Source organism: Enterobacter sp. CFEC122 (assembly GCF_052983755.1).
Genome location: NZ_JBRIQR010000026.1, coordinates 51,872 through 71,386 on the forward strand (window position 1 = coordinate 51,872; position 19,515 = coordinate 71,386).

18 protein-coding genes and 1 pseudogene are annotated in these 19,515 nt (G+C 55.5%); 14 read left to right on the plus strand and 5 right to left on the minus strand.

Annotated elements, in window-relative coordinates; translation table 11 throughout:
* Position 1 precedes the first annotated feature (1 nt).
* The 12 genes from murD to mutT all read left to right on the plus strand — a co-directional run bounded on the left by murD (position 2) and on the right by mutT (position 14,404).
* Positions 2-1,318: a UDP-N-acetylmuramoyl-L-alanine--D-glutamate ligase gene (gene murD, locus ACVCAM_RS17630; protein ID WP_023345434.1), complete on the plus strand. Its 1,317-nt coding sequence runs from the start codon at positions 2-4 to the stop codon at positions 1,316-1,318.
* Positions 1,318-2,562, plus strand: a complete 1,245-nt coding sequence (gene ftsW / locus ACVCAM_RS17635) for a cell division protein FtsW (protein WP_008501983.1) — start codon at positions 1,318-1,320, stop codon at positions 2,560-2,562. Before murD ends, ftsW begins: the two co-directional genes overlap by 1 nt.
* Positions 2,559-3,623, plus strand: coding sequence for an undecaprenyldiphospho-muramoylpentapeptide beta-N-acetylglucosaminyltransferase (murG, locus tag ACVCAM_RS17640; protein ID WP_021240525.1), 1,065 nt, complete (start codon positions 2,559-2,561; stop codon positions 3,621-3,623). Before ftsW ends, murG begins: the two co-directional genes overlap by 4 nt.
* Before the next feature lie 56 nt (positions 3,624-3,679).
* Complete coding sequence (gene murC / locus ACVCAM_RS17645; protein ID WP_023326695.1) at positions 3,680-5,155, plus strand: UDP-N-acetylmuramate--L-alanine ligase; 1,476 nt, start codon at positions 3,680-3,682, stop codon at positions 5,153-5,155.
* Positions 5,148-6,068 (plus strand): D-alanine--D-alanine ligase, encoded by a 921-nt coding sequence (locus ACVCAM_RS17650; protein ID WP_023293286.1) that lies wholly within the window; start codon positions 5,148-5,150, stop codon positions 6,066-6,068. The genes murC and ACVCAM_RS17650 overlap by 8 nt, the downstream gene beginning before the upstream one ends.
* A 1-nt stretch (position 6,069) precedes the next feature.
* The gene (ftsQ, locus tag ACVCAM_RS17655; RefSeq protein WP_008501979.1) at positions 6,070-6,912 is read left to right on the plus strand and encodes a cell division protein FtsQ; all 843 of its coding nucleotides are present in this window, start codon (positions 6,070-6,072) and stop codon (positions 6,910-6,912) included.
* Entirely contained in the window at positions 6,909-8,165 is a 1,257-nt protein-coding gene (gene ftsA / locus ACVCAM_RS17660) for a cell division protein FtsA (RefSeq protein ID WP_407223058.1), read from the plus strand. The genes ftsQ and ftsA overlap by 4 nt, the downstream gene beginning before the upstream one ends.
* Before the next feature lie 63 nt (positions 8,166-8,228).
* Positions 8,229-9,380 carry a cell division protein FtsZ gene (gene ftsZ / locus ACVCAM_RS17665; RefSeq protein WP_008501978.1) on the plus strand — a complete coding sequence of 384 codons (1,152 nt, stop codon included), beginning with the start codon at positions 8,229-8,231 and terminating at the stop codon, positions 9,378-9,380.
* Between the two features lie 101 nt (positions 9,381-9,481).
* Positions 9,482-10,399, plus strand: coding sequence for a UDP-3-O-acyl-N-acetylglucosamine deacetylase (gene lpxC / locus ACVCAM_RS17670; RefSeq protein ID WP_008501977.1), 918 nt, complete (start codon positions 9,482-9,484; stop codon positions 10,397-10,399).
* 278 nt (positions 10,400-10,677) lie between these two features.
* A complete protein-coding gene (gene secM, locus ACVCAM_RS17675) occupies positions 10,678-11,181 on the plus strand; it encodes a secA translation cis-regulator SecM (RefSeq protein ID WP_074165536.1) in 504 nt (167 codons plus the stop codon).
* Between the two features lie 58 nt (positions 11,182-11,239).
* Positions 11,240-13,945: a preprotein translocase subunit SecA gene (gene secA, locus ACVCAM_RS17680; RefSeq protein WP_021240521.1), complete on the plus strand. Its 2,706-nt coding sequence runs from the start codon at positions 11,240-11,242 to the stop codon at positions 13,943-13,945.
* 57 nt (positions 13,946-14,002) lie between these two features.
* Positions 14,003-14,404 carry an 8-oxo-dGTP diphosphatase MutT gene (gene mutT, locus ACVCAM_RS17685; RefSeq protein ID WP_407223059.1) on the plus strand — a complete coding sequence of 134 codons (402 nt, stop codon included), beginning with the start codon at positions 14,003-14,005 and terminating at the stop codon, positions 14,402-14,404.
* A 25-nt stretch (positions 14,405-14,429) separates the two neighbouring features.
* Here the strand turns inward: mutT and yacG are convergent, their stop codons facing one another.
* From yacG to coaE, 3 genes are read right to left on the minus strand one after another with little or no spacing between them, the layout of a single operon-like run.
* Complete coding sequence (gene yacG, locus ACVCAM_RS17690) at positions 14,430-14,624, minus strand: DNA gyrase inhibitor YacG (RefSeq protein WP_021240519.1); 195 nt, start codon at positions 14,622-14,624, stop codon at positions 14,430-14,432.
* 9 nt (positions 14,625-14,633) lie between these two features.
* Complete coding sequence (gene zapD, locus ACVCAM_RS17695; protein WP_008501972.1) at positions 14,634-15,377, minus strand: cell division protein ZapD; 744 nt, start codon at positions 15,375-15,377, stop codon at positions 14,634-14,636.
* Positions 15,377-15,997: a dephospho-CoA kinase gene (coaE, locus tag ACVCAM_RS17700; protein ID WP_008501971.1), complete on the minus strand. Its 621-nt coding sequence runs from the start codon at positions 15,995-15,997 to the stop codon at positions 15,377-15,379. Before coaE ends, zapD begins: the two co-directional genes overlap by 1 nt.
* A gap of 228 nt (positions 15,998-16,225) precedes the next feature.
* Between coaE and ACVCAM_RS17705 the strand changes: the two genes are divergently transcribed.
* Positions 16,226-17,269 carry a GMP reductase gene (locus tag ACVCAM_RS17705; protein ID WP_025912174.1) on the plus strand — a complete coding sequence of 348 codons (1,044 nt, stop codon included), beginning with the start codon at positions 16,226-16,228 and terminating at the stop codon, positions 17,267-17,269.
* Positions 17,270-17,310: 41 nt separating this feature from the next.
* Here the strand turns inward: ACVCAM_RS17705 and hofC are convergent, their stop codons facing one another.
* Both hofC and ACVCAM_RS17715 read right to left on the minus strand, forming a co-directional pair.
* Positions 17,311-18,495: a protein transport protein HofC gene (gene hofC / locus ACVCAM_RS17710; RefSeq protein WP_407223060.1), complete on the minus strand. Its 1,185-nt coding sequence runs from the start codon at positions 18,493-18,495 to the stop codon at positions 17,311-17,313.
* Positions 18,485-18,940: pseudogene (locus ACVCAM_RS17715) on the minus strand (ATPase, T2SS/T4P/T4SS family); the annotation flags it as partial. The pseudogene ACVCAM_RS17715 and the gene hofC, both read right to left, overlap by 11 nt.
* Before the next feature lie 52 nt (positions 18,941-18,992).
* Between ACVCAM_RS17715 and ACVCAM_RS17720 the strand changes: the two are divergent.
* Positions 18,993-19,515: recombinase family protein (locus tag ACVCAM_RS17720; protein ID WP_447093630.1), on the plus strand; the 523-nt coding region annotated here is incomplete at its 3' end.

A 19,515-nucleotide genomic window follows, 5' to 3' on the forward strand; every position in this document is an offset into this window, starting at 1 on the left:
CATGGCAGATTACCAGGGCAAAAAAGTCGTTATCATCGGGTTGGGCCTCACGGGGCTCTCCTGCGTGGACTTTTTCCTCGCGCGTGGCGTGACGCCGCGCGTGATGGATACGCGTGTCTCTCCGCCGGGTCTGGACAAGCTGCCGGAACAGGTTGAACGCCACCTGGGTGGTCTGAATGATGACTGGCTGCTGGCAGCCGATCTGATTGTCGCCAGCCCGGGTATGGCGCTGGCGCATCCTTCCCTGAGCGCTGCCGCAGATGCGGGCGTTGAGATTGTTGGCGATATCGAGCTGTTCTGCCGCGAAGCGCAGGCTCCCGTTATCGCGATTACCGGTTCTAACGGTAAAAGCACCGTCACCACCCTGGTGGGGGAAATGGCGAAAGCGGCGGGCATGAACGTCGGCGTTGGCGGTAACATTGGTTTGCCTGCTCTGATGCTGCTGGATAAAGGCTGTGAACTGTATGTTCTCGAGCTTTCCAGCTTCCAGCTGGAAACGACCTCCAGCCTGCATGCTGCCGCTGCGACGATCCTCAACGTGACTGAAGATCATATGGACAGATATCCCTTTGGTCTGCAGCAGTACCGTGCCGCCAAGCTGCGCGTTTATGAGAATGCCAAAGTCTGCGTGGTGAACGCCGATGATGCGCTGACCATGCCGGTGCGTGGCGCAGACGAGCGCTGCATCAGTTTTGGCATCACCATGGGGGATTACCATCTGAACCGCCAGCTGGGTGAAACCTGGCTGCGCGTGAAAGGTGAGAAAGTGCTGAACGTGAAAGAGATGAAGCTCTCTGGTCAGCACAACTATACCAATGCGCTGGCGGCGCTGGCGCTGGCGGATGCCGTGGGGCTGCCGCGCTCCTCGAGCCTGAAAGCGTTAACCACGTTTTCTGGTCTGGCGCACCGTTTCCAGCTGGCGCTGGAGCACAACGGCGTGCGCTGGATCAACGACTCCAAAGCCACCAACGTGGGCAGCACGGAGGCCGCGCTGAACGGGCTGCACGTTGACGGTACCCTGCATCTGCTGCTGGGCGGCGACGGTAAGTCTGCTGATTTCTCGTCCCTGAAGCCGTATCTCTCCGGCGATAACATCCGTCTCTACTGCTTCGGCCGTGACGGCAGCGAGCTGGCTGAACTGCGCCCTGAGATCGCCGAGCAAACCGAAACCATGGAACAGGCGATGCGGCTGATTGCCCCTCGCGTGAAGCCGGGTGATATGGTGCTGCTCTCTCCGGCCTGTGCCAGTCTCGATCAATTCAAGAATTTCGAACAGCGTGGTGATGTCTTTACCCGCCTGGCGAAGGAGTTAGGCTGATGCGTTTATCTCTCCCTCGCCTGAAAATGCCGCGCCTGCCAGGATTTGGGATCCTGGTGTGGTTGTTTGCGGCGCTCAAAGGCTGGGTGATGGGCTCTCGTCAAAAAGATAACGACAGCCTGATCATGTACGACCGCACGCTGTTCTGGCTCACAATGGGGCTCGCGGCGGTCGGCTTTATTATGGTGACGTCAGCGTCAATGCCCGTCGGGCAGCGTCTGGCGAACGATCCTTTCCTGTTTGCCAAACGTGATGGTCTGTACATCATCCTGGCATTCTGCCTGGCGCTGGTGACCTTGCGTCTACCGATGGAGTTCTGGCAGCGGCACAGTACGGCGATGCTGATCGCCTCGATCATTATGCTGCTGATCGTTCTGGTGGTGGGGAGTTCCGTAAACGGGGCATCACGCTGGATCGCCTTTGGCCCGCTGCGTATTCAGCCTGCGGAATTTACCAAGCTCTCCCTGTTCTGCTACCTGGCGAACTACCTGGTGCGTAAAGTAGATGAAGTGCGTAATAACCTGCGCGGCTTCTTAAAACCGATGGGCGTGATTCTGGTGCTGGCGGTCTTACTGCTGGCGCAGCCTGACCTCGGTACCGTGGTGGTACTGTTTGTGACCACGCTGGCCATGCTGTTCCTGGCGGGCGCGAAGCTGTGGCAGTTCATCGCCATCATTGGGATGGGGATTTCAGCGGTTGTGCTGCTGATCCTCGCCGAGCCTTACCGTATTCGCCGCGTGACCTCTTTCTGGAACCCGTGGGAAGACCCGTTCGGCAGCGGTTATCAGCTGACGCAGTCACTCATGGCCTTTGGTCGTGGTGAGCTCTGGGGGCAGGGGCTGGGTAACTCGGTACAGAAACTGGAGTATTTACCGGAAGCGCATACTGACTTCATCTTCTCCATTATTGCGGAAGAACTGGGTTATATCGGTGTGGTATTAGCGCTATTAATGGTATTCTTCGTCGCTTTCCGCGCCATGTCCATCGGCCGGAAAGCGCTGGAGATCGATCACCGTTTCTCAGGCTTCCTGGCCTGCTCAATTGGTATCTGGTTTAGTTTCCAGGCATTGGTTAACGTCGGGGCCGCAGCGGGTATGCTGCCGACCAAAGGTCTGACGTTGCCGTTGATCAGTTATGGTGGTTCCAGTCTGTTGATTATGTCGACGGCCATCATGCTGTTGTTGCGCATAGATTATGAAACGCGTCTGGAAAAAGCCCAGGCGTTTACACGAGGTTCACGATGAATCAACCGAAGCGGTTAATGGTGATGGCAGGCGGTACCGGCGGACATGTGTTCCCGGGACTGGCGGTTGCGCACCATTTAATGGATCAGGGCTGGCAGGTACGCTGGCTGGGAACCGCAGACCGCATGGAGGCCGACCTGGTACCGAAACACGGTATTGAGATCGACTTTATTCGTATTTCCGGCCTGCGCGGCAAAGGCCTCAAGGCAATGCTGCTGGCTCCGGTGCGCATTTTTAACGCCTGGCGTCAGGCGCGCACCATTATGAAGCGCTTTAAGCCCGATGTGGTGCTGGGCATGGGCGGCTATGTCTCGGGGCCGGGCGGGTTAGCCGCGTGGTCGTTAGGTATTCCCGTCGTCCTGCATGAGCAGAACGGTATTGCGGGTCTGACCAACAAATGGCTGGCGAAAATCGCCACCAAAGTCATGCAGGCGTTTCCCGGCGCGTTCCCGAAAGCGGACGTGGTAGGTAACCCGGTCCGTGTGGACGTACTGGCACTGCCGTTGCCGGACGCTCGCCTGGCGGGCCGTGAAGGGCCGGTTCGTGTGCTGGTCGTCGGTGGCTCTCAGGGGGCACGCATTTTAAACCAGACGATGCCGCAGGTTGCTGCAAAGCTGGGGGATGCCGTCACCATCTGGCACCAGAGCGGAAAAGGCGCTCAGCAGACCGTTGAGCAGGCTTACGCCGAGGCGGGGCAGCCGCAGCATAACGTGACGGAATTTATCGACGACATGGCGGCAGCCTATGCCTGGGCCGATGTCGTGGTCTGTCGTTCTGGAGCCTTAACGGTAAGCGAAATCGCTGCCGCGGGTTTGCCAGCCCTGTTTGTGCCTTTCCAGCACAAAGACAGACAGCAGTACTGGAATGCCCTGCCGCTTGAGAAAGCCGGTGCGGCGAAAATTTTTGAGCAGCCACAATTTACCGCTGACGCGGTCGCCACCACCCTGGCGGGCTGGAACAGAGACGTATTGCTTGAGATGGCTGAACGCGCGCGCGCGGCGGCTATCCCTGATGCGACGGAACGGGTGGCAAAAGAAGTGAGCCTGGCAGCCCAGGCTTAACCCTCGCAGCGCGTGAAGCGCGGCACGAATTTTAAGTAGTCGATGGCGTTTAGAGAATGAATACACAACAACTGGCAAAACTGCGTTCAATCGTGCCCGAGATGCGTCGCGTCCGGCACATTCACTTTGTTGGCATCGGTGGTGCCGGCATGGGCGGTATTGCCGAAGTGTTAGCTAACGAAGGCTATCAGATCAGCGGGTCTGACCTGGCGCCAAACCCTGTAACGCAGCAGCTGGCGTCGCTTGGGGCGACTATCTATTTCAACCATCGCCCGGAAAACGTGCGCGATGCGAGCGTGGTGGTGGTCTCAAGCGCCATCTCCTCTGACAACCCGGAAATCGTTGCCGCGCATGACGCGCGCATTCCGGTGATCCGCCGTGCCGAAATGCTGGCGGAACTGATGCGCTTCCGCCACGGCATCGCGATTGCCGGGACCCACGGTAAAACCACGACCACGGCGATGGTTTCCAGTATTTATGCAGAAGCGGGTCTCGACCCGACGTTCGTCAACGGCGGCCTGGTCAAAGCCGCGGGCGTACATGCGCGTCTGGGCCACAGTCGTTATCTGATTGCTGAAGCGGACGAGAGCGACGCGTCGTTCCTGCACCTGCAGCCGATGGTGGCGATTGTCACCAACATCGAAGCTGACCATATGGATACCTACCAGGGTGACTTCGAGAACTTAAAGCAGACCTTTATCAACTTCCTGCACAACCTGCCGTTCTACGGGCGCGCGGTGATGTGCGTGGACGATCCGGTGATCCGCGAGTTGCTGCCGCGCGTGGGTCGTCAAATCACCACCTACGGCTTCAGCGAAGACGCTGACGTCCGCGTGGAAGAGTACAAACAGATTGGCGCGCAGGGACACTTCACGCTGGCGCGTCAGGACAAAGAGTTGCTGCACGTGACGCTGAATGCACCAGGGCGCCATAACGCGCTCAATGCCGCAGCGGCAGTGGCCGTCGCGACGGAAGAAGGCATTGATGATGATGCGATTCTGCGCGCACTGGAAAGCTTCCAGGGCACCGGGCGTCGTTTCGATTTCCTCGGTGAATTCCCGCTGGATGCCGTGAACGGTAAAGCCGGTACGGCGATGCTGGTGGACGACTATGGCCACCATCCGACCGAAGTGGACGCCACCATTAAAGCCGCTCGTGCAGGCTGGCCAGACAAAAATCTGGTGATGGTGTTCCAGCCGCACCGCTTCACGCGTACGCGCGATCTATATGACGATTTCGCCAGCGTCCTGTCACAGGTAGACACCCTGTTAATGCTGGATGTGTACGCCGCAGGCGAGACGCCGATTCCTGGTGCAGACAGTCGTTCTCTGTGTCGCACCATTCGTGGACGCGGTAAAGTTGACCCTATTCTGGTTTCTGACCCTGCGCAGGTGGCGGAAATTCTGGCACCTGTCCTGACAGGTAACGATCTGATTCTGATTCAGGGCGCGGGAAATATCGGCAAAATCGCCCGTACCTTAGCTGAAATCAAACTGAAGCCGCAAAACCAGGAGGATGAGCATCATGGCTGATAAGATTGCTGTCCTGTCTGGCGGCACCTCCGCCGAGCGCGAGGTTTCCCTGAATTCCGGCGCCGCTGTACTGGCGGGCCTGCGTGAAGGTGGCGTCAATGCGCACCTGGTCGATCCAAAAGAGGTCGACGTGACGCAGTTAAAAGCCATGGGCTTCGATAAAGTCTTTATCGCTTTACACGGTCGTGGCGGTGAAGACGGCACCCTGCAGGGGCTTCTGGATCTGATCGGTCTGCCGTACACCGGCAGCGGCGTGATGGCGTCTGCTATCTCTATGGATAAACTGCGCAGCAAGCTGCTGTGGCAGGGCGCTGGTTTACCTGTTGCGCCATGGGTGGCACTGACGCGTCGCGAATTTGAATTGGGCCTGCCGGATAGCGTTAATGCACGCATTGCTGAACTGGGCTTACCGGTTATTGTAAAGCCCAGCCGGGAAGGCTCCAGCGTGGGAATGTCCAAAGTCGACAAAGCTGACGATTTAGCGTCCGCTTTAGCGCTGGCATTTCAACATGATGATGAAGTTCTGATAGAAAAATGGCTTAGCGGGCCGGAATTTACCGTCGCGATGCTTGGCGAAGAAATTTTACCGTCAATCCGTATCCAACCCGCCGGAGTCTTCTATGATTATGAGGCGAAGTATCTCTCTGATGAGACGCAATATTTCTGCCCAAGTGGTCTTGAAGCTGAGCGTGAAGCCGATTTACAGTCCCTGGTGCTTAAAGCCTGGCATGTTCTGGGTTGCCAGGGCTGGGGACGCATCGATGTGATGCAGGACAAAGATGGACAATTTTATCTGCTGGAAGCCAACACCTCTCCGGGTATGACGAGCCACAGCCTTGTGCCGATGGCTGCGCGTCAGGCGGGGATGAGCTTCTCGCAGTTAGTCGTACGCATTCTGGACCAGGCGGGCTGATATGTCTCAGGCTGCATTGAACACGCGCAACCGCGATGACGAGGAAGAATACACCTCTTCACGCCGCAGTAATGGAACGCGTCTTGCAGGCATCATTTTCCTGCTCGGGGTGCTGTGCACCGTGTTTATCAGCGGCTGGATGGTCCTGGGCTGGATGGAAGATGCGCAGCGGTTGCCGCTTTCTAAGCTGGTGGTCACCGGTGAGCGTCACTACACGCGTAACGACGATATTCGCCAGTCAATACTGGCGCTGGGTTCGCCTGGCACCTTTATGACGCAGGACGTCAATATTATCCAGAGCCAGATTGAACGTCTGCCATGGATAAAACAGGCGAGCGTAAGAAAGCAATGGCCTGATGAATTGAAGATTCATCTGGTTGAATATGTGCCCATTGCGCGTTGGAATGATCAGCACATGGTTGACGTCGACGGAAATTCCTTCAGCGTCCCGACCGATCGTGTCAACAAGCAGAATTTACCGATGTTGTATGGCCCTGAAGGCAGCGAAAACGAGGTTTTACAGGGTTTTCGTGAAATGGGCCAGGTGCTGGCGAAGGACAGGTTTACGTTAAAAGATGCTGCAATGACGGCGCGCCGCTCCTGGCAGCTTACGTTAACGAACGGCATTAAGCTCAACCTGGGACGCGGGGACACCATGAAGCGTCTGGCGCGTTTTGTCGAACTTTACCCGGTTTTACAGCAGCAGGCACAGACTGACGGCAAACGGATAAGCTACGTTGATTTGCGCTATGACTCAGGCGCAGCAGTCGGTTGGGTACCGGCTCCGGTCGAGGAACCTAATCAGCAACAGAATCAGGCACAGGTACAGGCAGAACAACAATGATCAAGGCGACGGACAGAAAACTGGTAGTTGGACTGGAGATTGGCACCGCGAAGGTTGCCGCTTTAGTAGGGGAAGTTCTGCCCGACGGTATGGTCAATATCATTGGCGTGGGCAGTTGCCCGTCACGTGGTATGGATAAAGGTGGGGTAAACGATCTTGAATCGGTGGTGAAATGCGTCCAGCGCGCCATCGATCAGGCTGAATTGATGGCAGATTGCCAGATTTCTTCTGTCTATCTTGCCCTTTCTGGTAAGCACATTAGCTGCCAGAACGAAATCGGCATGGTGCCGATTTCCGAAGAGGAAGTGACGCAGGAAGACGTTGAAAAAGTTGTGCATACGGCGAAGTCCGTGCGTGTTCGCGATGAGCATCGCGTATTGCACGTGATCCCGCAGGAATATGCGATTGACTACCAGGAAGGGATCAAAAACCCGGTTGGTCTGTCAGGCGTTCGTATGCAGGCAAAAGTGCACCTGATCACATGTCACAACGATATGGCGAAGAACATTGTTAAAGCCGTTGAACGTTGTGGCCTGAAAGTTGACCAACTTATTTTCGCCGGTCTGGCGGCAAGTTATTCCGTACTGACCGAAGATGAACGTGAACTGGGTGTCTGTGTGGTCGATATTGGTGGTGGTACAATGGACATGGCCGTGTATACCGGCGGTGCGCTGCGCCACACCAAAGTGATCCCGTACGCAGGGAACGTCGTGACCAGCGATATTGCTTACGCTTTTGGTACGCCACCGAGCGATGCAGAAGCGATTAAAGTGCGCCACGGCTGTGCGCTGGGTTCTATCGTTGGCAAAGATGAGAGCGTTGAAGTGCCAAGCGTCGGTGGTCGTCCACCGCGCAGCCTGCAGCGCCAGACGTTGGCTGAGGTGATTGAGCCGCGCTATACCGAGCTGCTCAACCTGGTCAACGAAGAAATTCTACAGTTACAGGAACAGCTTCGTCAGCAGGGTGTTAAACATCATCTTGCGGCGGGGATTGTATTAACCGGCGGTGCAGCGCAAATTGAAGGTCTTGCGGCCTGTGCGCAGCGCGTCTTCCATACGCAGGTACGTATTGGGGCGCCGCTGAATATCACCGGTTTAACGGATTATGCTCAGGAGCCGTATTATTCAACGGCTGTGGGCCTGCTCCACTACGGGAAGGAATCTCATCTCAGTGGTGAAGCGGAAGTGGAAAAACGCGTCTCAGTGGGGTCGTGGGTCAAACGACTGAACAACTGGTTGCGAAAAGAGTTTTAATTTTTTTAAGAGACCGGAGAGAATTAGCGGTCTCGGGCGACAGGCACAACGGAGAGAGAAATTATGTTTGAACCTATGGAACTGACCAACGACGCGGTGATTAAAGTCATCGGCGTCGGTGGCGGCGGCGGTAACGCCGTAGAGCATATGGTGCGTGAACGCATTGAAGGTGTTGAATTCTTCGCGGTTAACACCGATGCGCAGGCACTGCGTAAGACGGCGGTAGGCCAGACTATCCAGATCGGCGGTGGTATCACCAAAGGGCTGGGAGCTGGGGCTAACCCGGAAGTGGGCCGCAATGCGGCTGAAGAAGATCGTGAAGCCCTGCGCGCTGCACTGGAAGGTGCGGACATGGTCTTCATTGCAGCAGGTATGGGTGGCGGTACCGGTACCGGCGCAGCACCTGTTGTGGCTGAAGTGGCTAAAGATTTAGGTATTCTGACCGTTGCTGTCGTGACCAAGCCTTTCAATTTTGAAGGCAAGAAGCGTATGGCCTTCGCGGAGCAGGGTATCACCGAGCTGTCCAAACATGTGGACTCGCTGATCACCATCCCGAACGACAAACTGTTGAAGGTTCTGGGTCGCGGTATCTCCCTGCTTGACGCCTTCGGCGCAGCAAACGACGTGCTGAAAGGCGCGGTTCAGGGTATCGCTGAACTGATTACCCGTCCTGGCCTGATGAACGTTGACTTTGCAGACGTTCGCACCGTGATGTCCGAAATGGGCTACGCGATGATGGGCTCTGGCGTGGCGAGCGGCGAAGACCGTGCAGAAGAAGCGGCTGAAATGGCTATCTCTTCTCCACTGCTGGAAGATATCGACCTGTCTGGTGCGCGCGGCGTGCTGGTCAACATTACCGCTGGCTTTGACCTGCGTCTGGATGAGTTCGAAACCGTGGGTAACACCATCCGTGCGTTCGCCTCTGACAACGCTACCGTGGTAATCGGTACTTCACTTGACCCTGAAATGAACGACGAGCTGCGTGTTACCGTTGTGGCAACCGGTATCGGTATGGACAAGCGTCCTGAGATCACCTTAGTAACTAACAAGCAGACTCAGCAACCGGTAATGGATCGTTACCAGCAGCACGGTATGTCTCCGCTGACTCAGGAGCAGAAACCGGCCGCGAAAGTGGTGAACGACCCAACGCCGCAAACGGCGAAAGAGCCAGATTATCTGGATATCCCGGCGTTCCTGCGTAAGCAAGCTGATTAAGAATTGGCTGGAATTAGGGGATTTGCGCTCTTTGTGCTAAACTGGCCCACCGTTAGTGATATACACTCTCGGTTGGATAGTTAATTTGGCGAGATTATACGATGATCAAACAAAGGACACTTAAACGTATCGTTCAGGCGACGGGTGTCGGTTTACATACCGGCAAGAAAGTCACGCTGACGTTACGCCCTGCGCCGGCCAATACCGGGGTCATCTATCGTCGCACCGACTTGAATCCACCGGTAGATTTTCCGGCCGATGCCAAATCTGTGCGTGATACTATGCTCTGTACTTGTCTGGTGAACGAGCATGACGTGCGGATTTCTACCGTAGAGCACCTGAACGCCGCCCTGGCGGGGCTGGGTATCGACAACATTATTGTTGAAGTCGATGCGCCAGAAATCCCGATTATGGATGGCAGTGCTGCACCGTTCGTCTATCTGCTGCTGGATGCTGGCATCGAAGAACTGAACTGCGCGAAGAAATTTGTTCGCATCAAAGAGACCGTTCGCGTCGAAGATGGCGACAAGTGGGCCGAATTTAAACCGTACAATGGTTTCTCGTTGGACTTTACCATCGACTTTAACCATCCGGCGATTGATTCCAGCACCCAGCGCTATGCGATGAACTTCTCTGCCGATGCGTTTATGCGCCAGATCAGCCGAGCCCGTACGTTTGGCTTCATGCGTGATATCGAATATCTGCAGTCCCGCGGCCTGTGCCTGGGCGGCAGCTTCGATTGTGCCATCGTTGTTGACGATTATCGCGTACTGAACGAAGACGGCCTGCGTTTCGAAGATGAATTCGTTCGTCACAAAATGCTGGACGCTATCGGCGACCTGTTCATGTGTGGTCACAACATCATTGGTGCATTTACCGCGTTCAAATCCGGTCATGCGCTGAACAACAAACTGTTGCAGGCCGTCCTGGCAAAACAGGAAGCCTGGGAATATGTGACCTTCGAAGACGAAGCAGAACTGCCGTTGGCTTTCAAAGCGCCAAGCATGGTTCTGGCGTAACGGTTCACGCCGTTTCGTAAAAAATCGACTGGTTAACCTGGTACTCTCTCCGGCCAGGAAGACCAGTCGTTTTTATTTTTACCCTTCTTTGTTTGCCCCAGCGTTATTTCTAGTCTGTCTTGCGCAGAAAGTGTGTGCGTTAGCTGCATTCTTGACCGTTTTTCCCCGCGGCGGCGCCTCATTCCTGCTGATGTGTATTGGCTTTAGTGGTAATATCTGGGCGCTTAAAAAAATAACTGAAGATAGCCTGTAGCAGGCTGGCTTATGTGGTGGAGCAAGTGAGCGGAATACTGACGCGCTGGCGACAATTTGGCAGACGTTACTTCTGGCCGCATCTCTTATTAGGGATGGTCGCGGCGAGTTTCGGCTTGCCTGCGCTCAGCAACAGTGCCGAAGCGGCGACGCCGACGAAGACCTCTACCAGCAAACACGATCTCAATACGCGGGTTAACTTTACAAATCTCGCCTGGCTCGAAGCCAGTCGCCGCCCGAATTTCTCCGTTGATTACTGGCACCAGCACGCTATCCGCACGGTTATCCGCCATCTCTCCTTCGCGATGGCGCCGCAGGCAATGCCTGTTGCGGAAGAGGCGCTGCCGGTGCAGGCGCAGCATCTTGCCCTGCTGGACACGCTCAACGCACTGCTCACGCAGGACAGCCAGCCGCCGGTTATGGTTCGCCAGACGGCGCAACGCGCGCTCGTTCCTCCTGTTTCATTCTCTGTTTCAACCTGGATTAGCCAGGTTCACGGCATTCGCGCCGGGCCTCAACGCCTCAGCTAAATTAACTTTTTCAATACCTTAATTTATCTGCCCATGATGGGGCGTTTGAGAATTTATTATGCTAATCAAATTATTAACTAAAGTTTTTGGTAGTCGTAACGATCGTACCCTGCGCCGTATGCGCAAAGCTGTTGCCGTCATCAACGGTATGGAACCGGCGATGGAGAAGCTCTCTGATGATGAGCTGAAAGCGAAAACGGCGGAATTTCGTGCGCGTCTGGAAAAAGGTGAAACCTTAGAAAGCCTGATCCCGGAAGCATTTGCTGTCGTACGTGAAGCAAGTAAGCGCGTGTTCGGCATGCGTCACTTCGACGTTCAGCTGCTGGGCGGGATGGTGCTTAACGAACGCTGCATCGCGGAAATGCGTACCGGTGAAGGTAAAACCCTGACCGCAACGCTGCCGGCTTACCTGAATGCGTTGACCGGTAAAGGCGTTCACGTCGTTACCGTCAACGACTATCTGGCGCAGCGTGACGCCGAAAACAACCGTCCACTGTTCGAATTCCTCGGTATGACCGTCGGCATCAACATGTCCGGACTGCCCGCACCAGCCAAGCGCGAAGCGTATAACGCGGACATCACCTACGGCACCAACAACGAATACGGCTTCGACTACCTGCGTGACAACATGGCGTTCAGCCCTGAAGAGCGCGTCCAGCGTAAGCTGCACTACGCGCTGGTGGATGAGGTGGACTCCATCCTGATTGATGAAGCGCGTACTCCGCTTATCATCTCCGGCCCGGCTGAAGACAGCTCCGAGATGTACCGTAAAGTCGACAAAATCATTCCACACCTGCTGCGCCAGGAGAAAGAAGACTCGGATACCTTCCAGGGTGAAGGTCACTTCTCCGTGGATGAAAAAGCGCGCCAGGTGAACCTGACCGAGCGTGGTCTGGTGAAAATCGAAGAGCTGCTGGTGGCTGAAGGCATTATGGAAGAGGGCGAGTCTCTGTACTCTCCGAGCAACATCATGCTGATGCACCACGTGACCGCCGCGCTGCGTGCCCACGCGCTGTTCACCCGCGACGTCGACTACATCGTAAAAGACGGCGAAGTGATCATTGTCGATGAGCACACCGGTCGTACCATGCAGGGACGTCGCTGGTCAGACGGTCTGCACCAGGCTGTAGAAGCCAAAGAAGGCGTGGATATTCAAAACGAAAACCAGACGCTGGCGTCTATCACCTTCCAGAACTACTTCCGTCTGTACGAGAAGCTGGCGGGCATGACCGGTACAGCCGATACCGAAGCGTTTGAATTCAGCTCTATCTACAAGCTGGATACCGTGGTCGTTCCAACCAACCGTCCGATGATCCGTAAGGATATGCCGGACCTGGTGTACATGACCGAAGCGGAAAAAATTCAGGCGATCATCGAAGACATTCGCGAGCGTACTGCTAAAGGCCAGCCGGTTCTGGTGGGGACCATCTCCATTGAAAAATCCGAAGTGGTTTCTCACGAGCTGACGAAAGCGGGCATCAAGCACAACGTACTGAACGCCAAATTCCACGCCAAAGAAGCGGATATTGTTGCGCAGGCAGGTTATCCGGCAGCGGTAACCATCGCCACCAACATGGCGGGTCGTGGTACCGATATTATGCTGGGCGGAAGCTGGCAGGCCGAGGTGGCTGAGCTGGAAAACCCAACGCCTGAACAGATTGCTCAGATTAAGGCCGACTGGCAGGTGCGTCACGACGCAGTGCTGGCATCCGGCGGTCTGCACATTATCGGTACCGAGCGTCACGAATCGCGTCGTATCGATAACCAGCTGCGTGGTCGTGCAGGTCGTCAGGGTGATGCCGGTTCTTCCCGCTTCTACCTGTCGATGGAAGATGCGCTGATGCGTATTTTCGCCTCCGACCGCGTGTCCGGCATGATGCGTAAGCTGGGCATGAAGCCGGGTGAAGCCATTGAGCACCCGTGGGTTACCAAAGCGATCGCGAACGCACAGCGTAAAGTGGAAAGCCGCAACTTCGATATTCGTAAGCAGCTGCTGGAATACGATGACGTGGCTAACGACCAGCGTCGTGCGATCTACACCCAGCGTAACGAACTGCTGGACGTGTCCGACGTGAGCGAAACCATCAACAGCATTCGCGAAGATGTGTTTAAAGCCACGATTGATGCGCACATTCCGCCGCAGTCTCTGGAAGAGATGTGGGACATCGAAGGCCTGCAGGAACGCCTGAAAAACGACTTCGACCTCGACCTGCCAATCAAAGAGTGGCTGGATAAAGAGCCTGAGCTGCACGAAGAGACCCTGCGCGAGCGTATCTACGAAACCGCGCTGGACGTCTACAAGCGCAAGGAAGAAGTGGTTGGCGCTGAAATGATGCGTCACTTCGAAAAAGGCGTGATGCTGCAGACGCTGGACTCCCTGTGGAAAGAGCACCTGGCGGCGATGGACTACCTGCGTCAGGGTATCCACCTGCGTGGCTATGCGCAGAAAGATCCGAAGCAGGAATACAAGCGTGAGTCCTTCTCCATGTTTGCCTCTATGCTTGAGTCGCTGAAGTATGAAGTCATCAGCACCCTGAGCAAGGTTCAGGTGCGTATGCCGGAAGAGGTGGAAGCGATGGAACAGCAGCGTCGTGAAGAAGCCGAGCGTCTGGCGCAAATGCAACAGCTGAGCCATCAGACCGACGACAGCGAAGCCGCAGCGGCGATCGCCGCGCAAACCGGCGATCGTAAAGTGGGTCGTAACGATCCATGCCCTTGCGGTTCTGGTAAAAAGTACAAGGCGTGCCACGGCCGTCTGAGCTAAGTTCATAAAAAAACAAAAAGGCGCAGAAATCTGCGCCTTTTTTATGGAAGTGACAATATGAAAATACTGCAAATTGCCGTCGGGATTATTCGCAACCCGCAAAACCAAATCTTTATCACCCAGCGTGCTGCCGACGCCCATATGGCGAACAAATGGGAGTTTCCTGGCGGAAAAATTGAGGCCGGTGAAACCCCGGAAGCGGCGCTGGTTCGCGAGCTTCAGGAAGAAGTTGGGATCACCCCGCTTGGCGCAACGCTGTTTGATAAGCTTGAGTACCAGTTCCCGGACAGACACATCACGCTGTGGTTCTGGCTGGTGGAAAACTGGGGAGGTGAACCCTGGGGGAAAGAGGGGCAGCCGGGTAACTGGGTGGAGCTTCAGGCAAGTGATGCCGAAAAATTCCCGCCAGCTAATGAGCCTGTGATCCTGCGGTTAGTCGAACAACCGAAGGCCTGCTAAGCGACGCGCCAGCAGGCTTTACGGATTACTGCTGGCTTTCACTCCAGTCATCGCTGTCCGAAAGATCGCCTTTACTCGGAATGCGTTTCTCTTCCGCCGCCCATTCGCCCAGGTCAATAAGCTGGCAGCGTTTGCAGCAGAATGGGCGGAATGGACTCACTTCGCCCCAGACAACGGTTTTGCCACAGGTCGGGCAGTTTACGGTGGTGACATCAGACATCGGCACTCCTTAACAACAGGCCAGTTCAAAATCGAGGCGTTCCGGCACGGTGCCATTTTCGCTGTCCAGCGGCATAAAGCGAATCGCAAAGCGGCTCTTATGCCCGGAAATTTGCGGATAAAGCTGTTCGCCAAGCGATAAATTCAGGCGCAGAAGATCGGCATCATCACCGTTGTCCTGGTAGAAACCGTTCAGGCTGGTTTGCTTGCGGAACGGCGCTGAGTTACGGATCAGATCGAGGATCAGCGACAGCGTCTGGTGCATCGGCTCCAGGCTTGCCAGCCAGCTGTTCACCTGCGCGTCACGCTGCGCTTGTGGCATATGGAGCCACATATGCAGCGTCGGCAGGTCGAAGCTGCAGCAACCGCCAGGGATGCTCAGGCGCTGGCGCACCAGGCCAATCAGGCGGTCCTCACGCAAAAACTGCCCGACGCGCGGTGCGGCCATCAGGATGCTGCTGCTGGTTTTAAGCTGCTGACGAAGGGAATCGATACGGCTTACGTCCACCCCCGGAACCTCAGCCCATGCCTGCAATTTACGCTGCTGGCGCTCCAGCTCTTTAAGCAATTCTGTGCGGACATCGCCGCGTTCAATCACATCCAGCAGATCGCCTACATTGCGGAAGAAGTGCAACGCCGTAGCGTGATCGTTAACCGGCAGATGTTGTGAAAGCTGCTGAATGAGGAATTCGATGCGCAGCCAGGTACGCATTTTTTCGTTGAGCGGATGCTCAAAAAGGATGTGAGTCGACATTATGGTTTTTCCTGTGCAACGGCCTGCCCGGCTAACGTCAGATACTGCGCGTGCAGACGGGCAACATCCGATGCAATAGCATCTGGTGCGCCGTTATTATCAATAACATCATCCGCCACGGCAAGGCGCTGAGCGCGCGTGGCCTGAGCGGCGAGAATATGTTCAGCATGCTCGCGCGAGACATGGTCTCGCATCATGGTTCTCTGGATTTGCGTCTCGGGTGCGACATCAATCACCAGTACCCGATCGGCTTTCTGATGCAGCTGATTTTCCACCAGCAGCGGAACCACCCACAAGACATAGGGCGAGCGGGCTTCGGCTATCTGACGCTGTGTTTCCTGGTGGATAATGGGATGGAGCAGGGCATTAAGCCAGGCTTTTTCCGCTGAATCGGAAAAAATGCATTCGCGAAGCTGACGGCGATTTAGCGTGCCATCGGCATTGATGATTGCCTGGCCAAAATGTTCTGCGATGGCCTTAAGCGCGGGTGTATTGGGCTCTACCACCTGGCGGGCAATAATATCGGCATCGATAATCGTGATACCCAAACGAGAAAACGCGTCTGCAACGGTACTTTTGCCACTACCGATGCCACCGGTTAATGCAACGATATACCCCATTAAATCAAATCCTGGGAATTATTCATTATTAAAATCAGTTGATTAAAACTCTCAGGTGCGCCAGCAACTGTTTAGCCCTGTTTACCGGCTTTTTACCAGGTAAATTTATAGGATTGTAGCGTAAAAAAAGAGAATTTCGCAGTCTTGCGGAGCAGGTATTAGTGCGTATGATAGCGTCACTGGAGTTGTGCTTTTAATATATTTGCCTCTAACCCCAGGAATCCGCACATGCGTATCGAAGAAGATCTGAAGTTAGGTTTCAAAGACGTTCTTATCCGCCCTAAACGCTCTACACTGAAAAGTCGCTCAGACGTTGAACTCGAACGTCAATTCACCTTTAAGCATTCCGGTCAGACCTGGTCTGGCGTGCCGATCATCGCTGCCAACATGGATACTGTGGGAACCTTTGAGATGGCAACCGCGCTGGCACAGTTCGACATCCTCACCGCCGTGCACAAACATTACAGCCCTGAAGAGTGGGATGCGTTTGTGGCGTCCGCCTCTGCTGATGTGGTGAAGCACGTGATGGTCTCCACCGGTACCTCCGATGCGGATTTCGAGAAGACCAAACAGATCCTGAATGCTAACCCGGCGCTGAACTTCGTTTGTATTGATGTGGCGAACGGTTACTCCGAGCACTTCGTACAGTTCGTCAGCAAGGCGCGTGAGGCCTGGCCGACGAAAACCATCATCGCGGGCAACGTGGTGACCGGTGAAATGTGTGAAGAGCTGATCCTCTCCGGTGCCGATATCGTGAAAGTGGGCATCGGTCCGGGCTCCGTATGCACCACGCGCGTCAAAACCGGCGTCGGTTATCCGCAGCTCTCTGCCGTCATTGAATGTGCCGATGCGGCGCACGGGCTGGGCGGCCAGATCATCAGCGACGGTGGTTGCACCATGCCGGGTGATGTCGCAAAGGCCTTCGGCGGCGGCGCGGACTTCGTGATGCTCGGCGGCATGCTGGCAGGTCACGAAGAGAGCGGCGGTACCGTCGTTGAAGAGAACGGCGAGAAATTTATGCTGTTTTACGGTATGAGCTCTGAGTCTGCGATGACCCGTCACGTCGGCGGCGTGGCGAAATACCGTGCGGCAGAAGGTAAAACCGTCAAGCTGCCTCTGCGCGGTCCGGTTGAAAACACCGCACGCGATATCCTCGGCGGCCTGCGCTCTGCCTGCACCTACGTTGGCGCCTCCCGCCTGAAAGAGCTGACAAAGCGTACGACGTTTATTCGCGTTCAGGAACAAGAAAACCGCGTATTCAACAGCCTGTAATGGCTATCGCTGGCGCATGCCCGTGCGCCAGCCCTGTTGTACTATCCCGCGCTCATCGCATCTCCCAGGTGGAATATCGGCAGGTACATTGCCACCACCAGCGTACCAATAATGACCCCCGTCACTATCAGAAGCACTGGCTCCAGAAGCGCCGCCAGATTCTCTGCACGTTGAAAGGTCTGTTCCGTATGATGGCGGGCAAGGTTTGCCAGCATGATATCCAGCGCACCTGACATTTCACCGGTTCGTAAAAGCTGAACACAGAGCGGGGTAAAGATTGCCGCTCTTTGAAAGGATGACCAGACGGGAAGGCCTTTTTCAATGTCCTCCCGCACGCCGCGCAGCATTCCCTGCCAGTACTGACTTTCAACGGTCTCCTCGGCACTCTCCAGGCCCTGTAAAAAGGGGATACCCGCCTGTTGCGTGAGTGACAGCACGGTAAAGATGTGTCCCAGCTTTTGACCTTTTGCCAGTGCGCCCATCACGGGCGTATGCAGCAGGATGCACTGCCAGCGAGGGTTCTGCCGCAGAGCCCAGGCGACGGCTAAAGGGGCCAATAGCAGGAGGAACAACGCAAGGGCATATGACTGCATAAAGGCGGCCATCCCCATAACCATCTGTGTCAGCACGGGAAGCGGGGTATTAAACGTTTTGTAGATCGCGGCAAACTCGGGCAGGACCAGAGTAACCATCGCCAGCACGACGAGCACAGCCAGCGTCAGGACGATCGCCGGGTAGCGCAGCGCCTTTTTCACTTTTGCACTGAGCTGCTGCTGCGCTTTTTGTTGCTGCGCGAGCTGACGACAGCACACCTCCAGCTTCCCCGTCAGCTCTCCGGTTTTCACCATCGAGACATGCAGCGGGCTAAAAACGGCTGGCCACTTTTTTAGCGACTCAGAAAACGGGCATCCTTCACTGAGTTCATCGGCAATGCTTTGCAGCAGCGCCTGCCACGGTTTTGACGGATGTTGCTCTGCCAGCATTTGCAGGCTGTGGGACAGCGTCAGCCCAGCCTGCAGAAGCGAGGCGAGCTGATGAAACATCTCGTCGCAGTGGTGTGGCCGCCAGCGGTGTCGCTGCGCGCATCGGGTCAGCGTCAAAGGATGGAGGTCGTTACGCATCAGCCGGGTGAAGGCCGCATTGCGGTCTGTGGCCCAGAGTGTCCCGCTTCGGGGCTCTCCATCTTTGGTGAGCGCACGCCAGCGCCAGAGCTGATTAGCCGCCATTGGGCATTCCCAGGACGCGCAACAACTCTTCAATCGTGGTTAGCCCTTGTTCGACGGCCCTGCAGCCGTGTTCAAAAAGAGAAACCATCCCCGCCTGCCGGGCGCTCGCCTCTATGACGTCAGTTCCCGCCCCGCTGGCAATGGCCTGCCGCAGGGCATTGTCGATGGCGAGTACTTCAAAAATGGCCACGCGGCCATAAAAGCCGTGATAACAGCGATCGCAGCCGGTGGGCTGCCAGCGTGGAAGCGGCCTGGGCCATACTGAGCGAGGTAGTTGAGCCTGATCGCGGGTTTCCCGGCGACAATGTGGGCACAAACGCCGGACCAGTCGCTGGGCAATCACCATCGTCAGCGCGGAAGAAATCATCCAGCGCGCGACGCCCATCTGCTCCAGGCGAATCAGCGTTTCCGTCGTCGAGTTGGTGTGCAGGGTCGACAGGACTACGAATCTCTTATGATAAACTCCTGTTAAGTCTATCATGGTAACTTACTAGCTCATGCCAAAAGCAATCTCATACATTCGATTTTCCTCAAGAATTCAGGCATCTGGAGACTCAACCAAACGCCAGAACAAGTACATAAATGAATGGCTCAAGAATAATCCAGACTATCATTTGGATGAATCGCTCAGGTTCCAAGACCTCGGCATAAGTGGTTACTCTGGTGCTAACGCTAAATCAGGTGCATTTGGTGAATTCTTAGCCGCTGTTGAATCAGGGGTTATTGAGGCAGGTTCAGTGTTGTTAGTTGAATCACTGGATAGGGTAAGCCGTCAAGACATTGACACTGCAAGAGAGCGTCTGCGAAAGATTTTATTAGCTGGTGTTGATGTGGTCACATTGGCTGATAACTCATGGTACAAGAAGGAAAGTCTTAATGACCCTCTCAGCTTGATTAAAGCTGTACTTATCATGCAACGAGCTAATGAAGAATCCGCTACGAAATCAAAGCGGTTAAGGTCTGCATGGGATGCAAAACGAGAAGAAGCGGCTAAGGGTAAGATAATGTCACGGCGCTGTG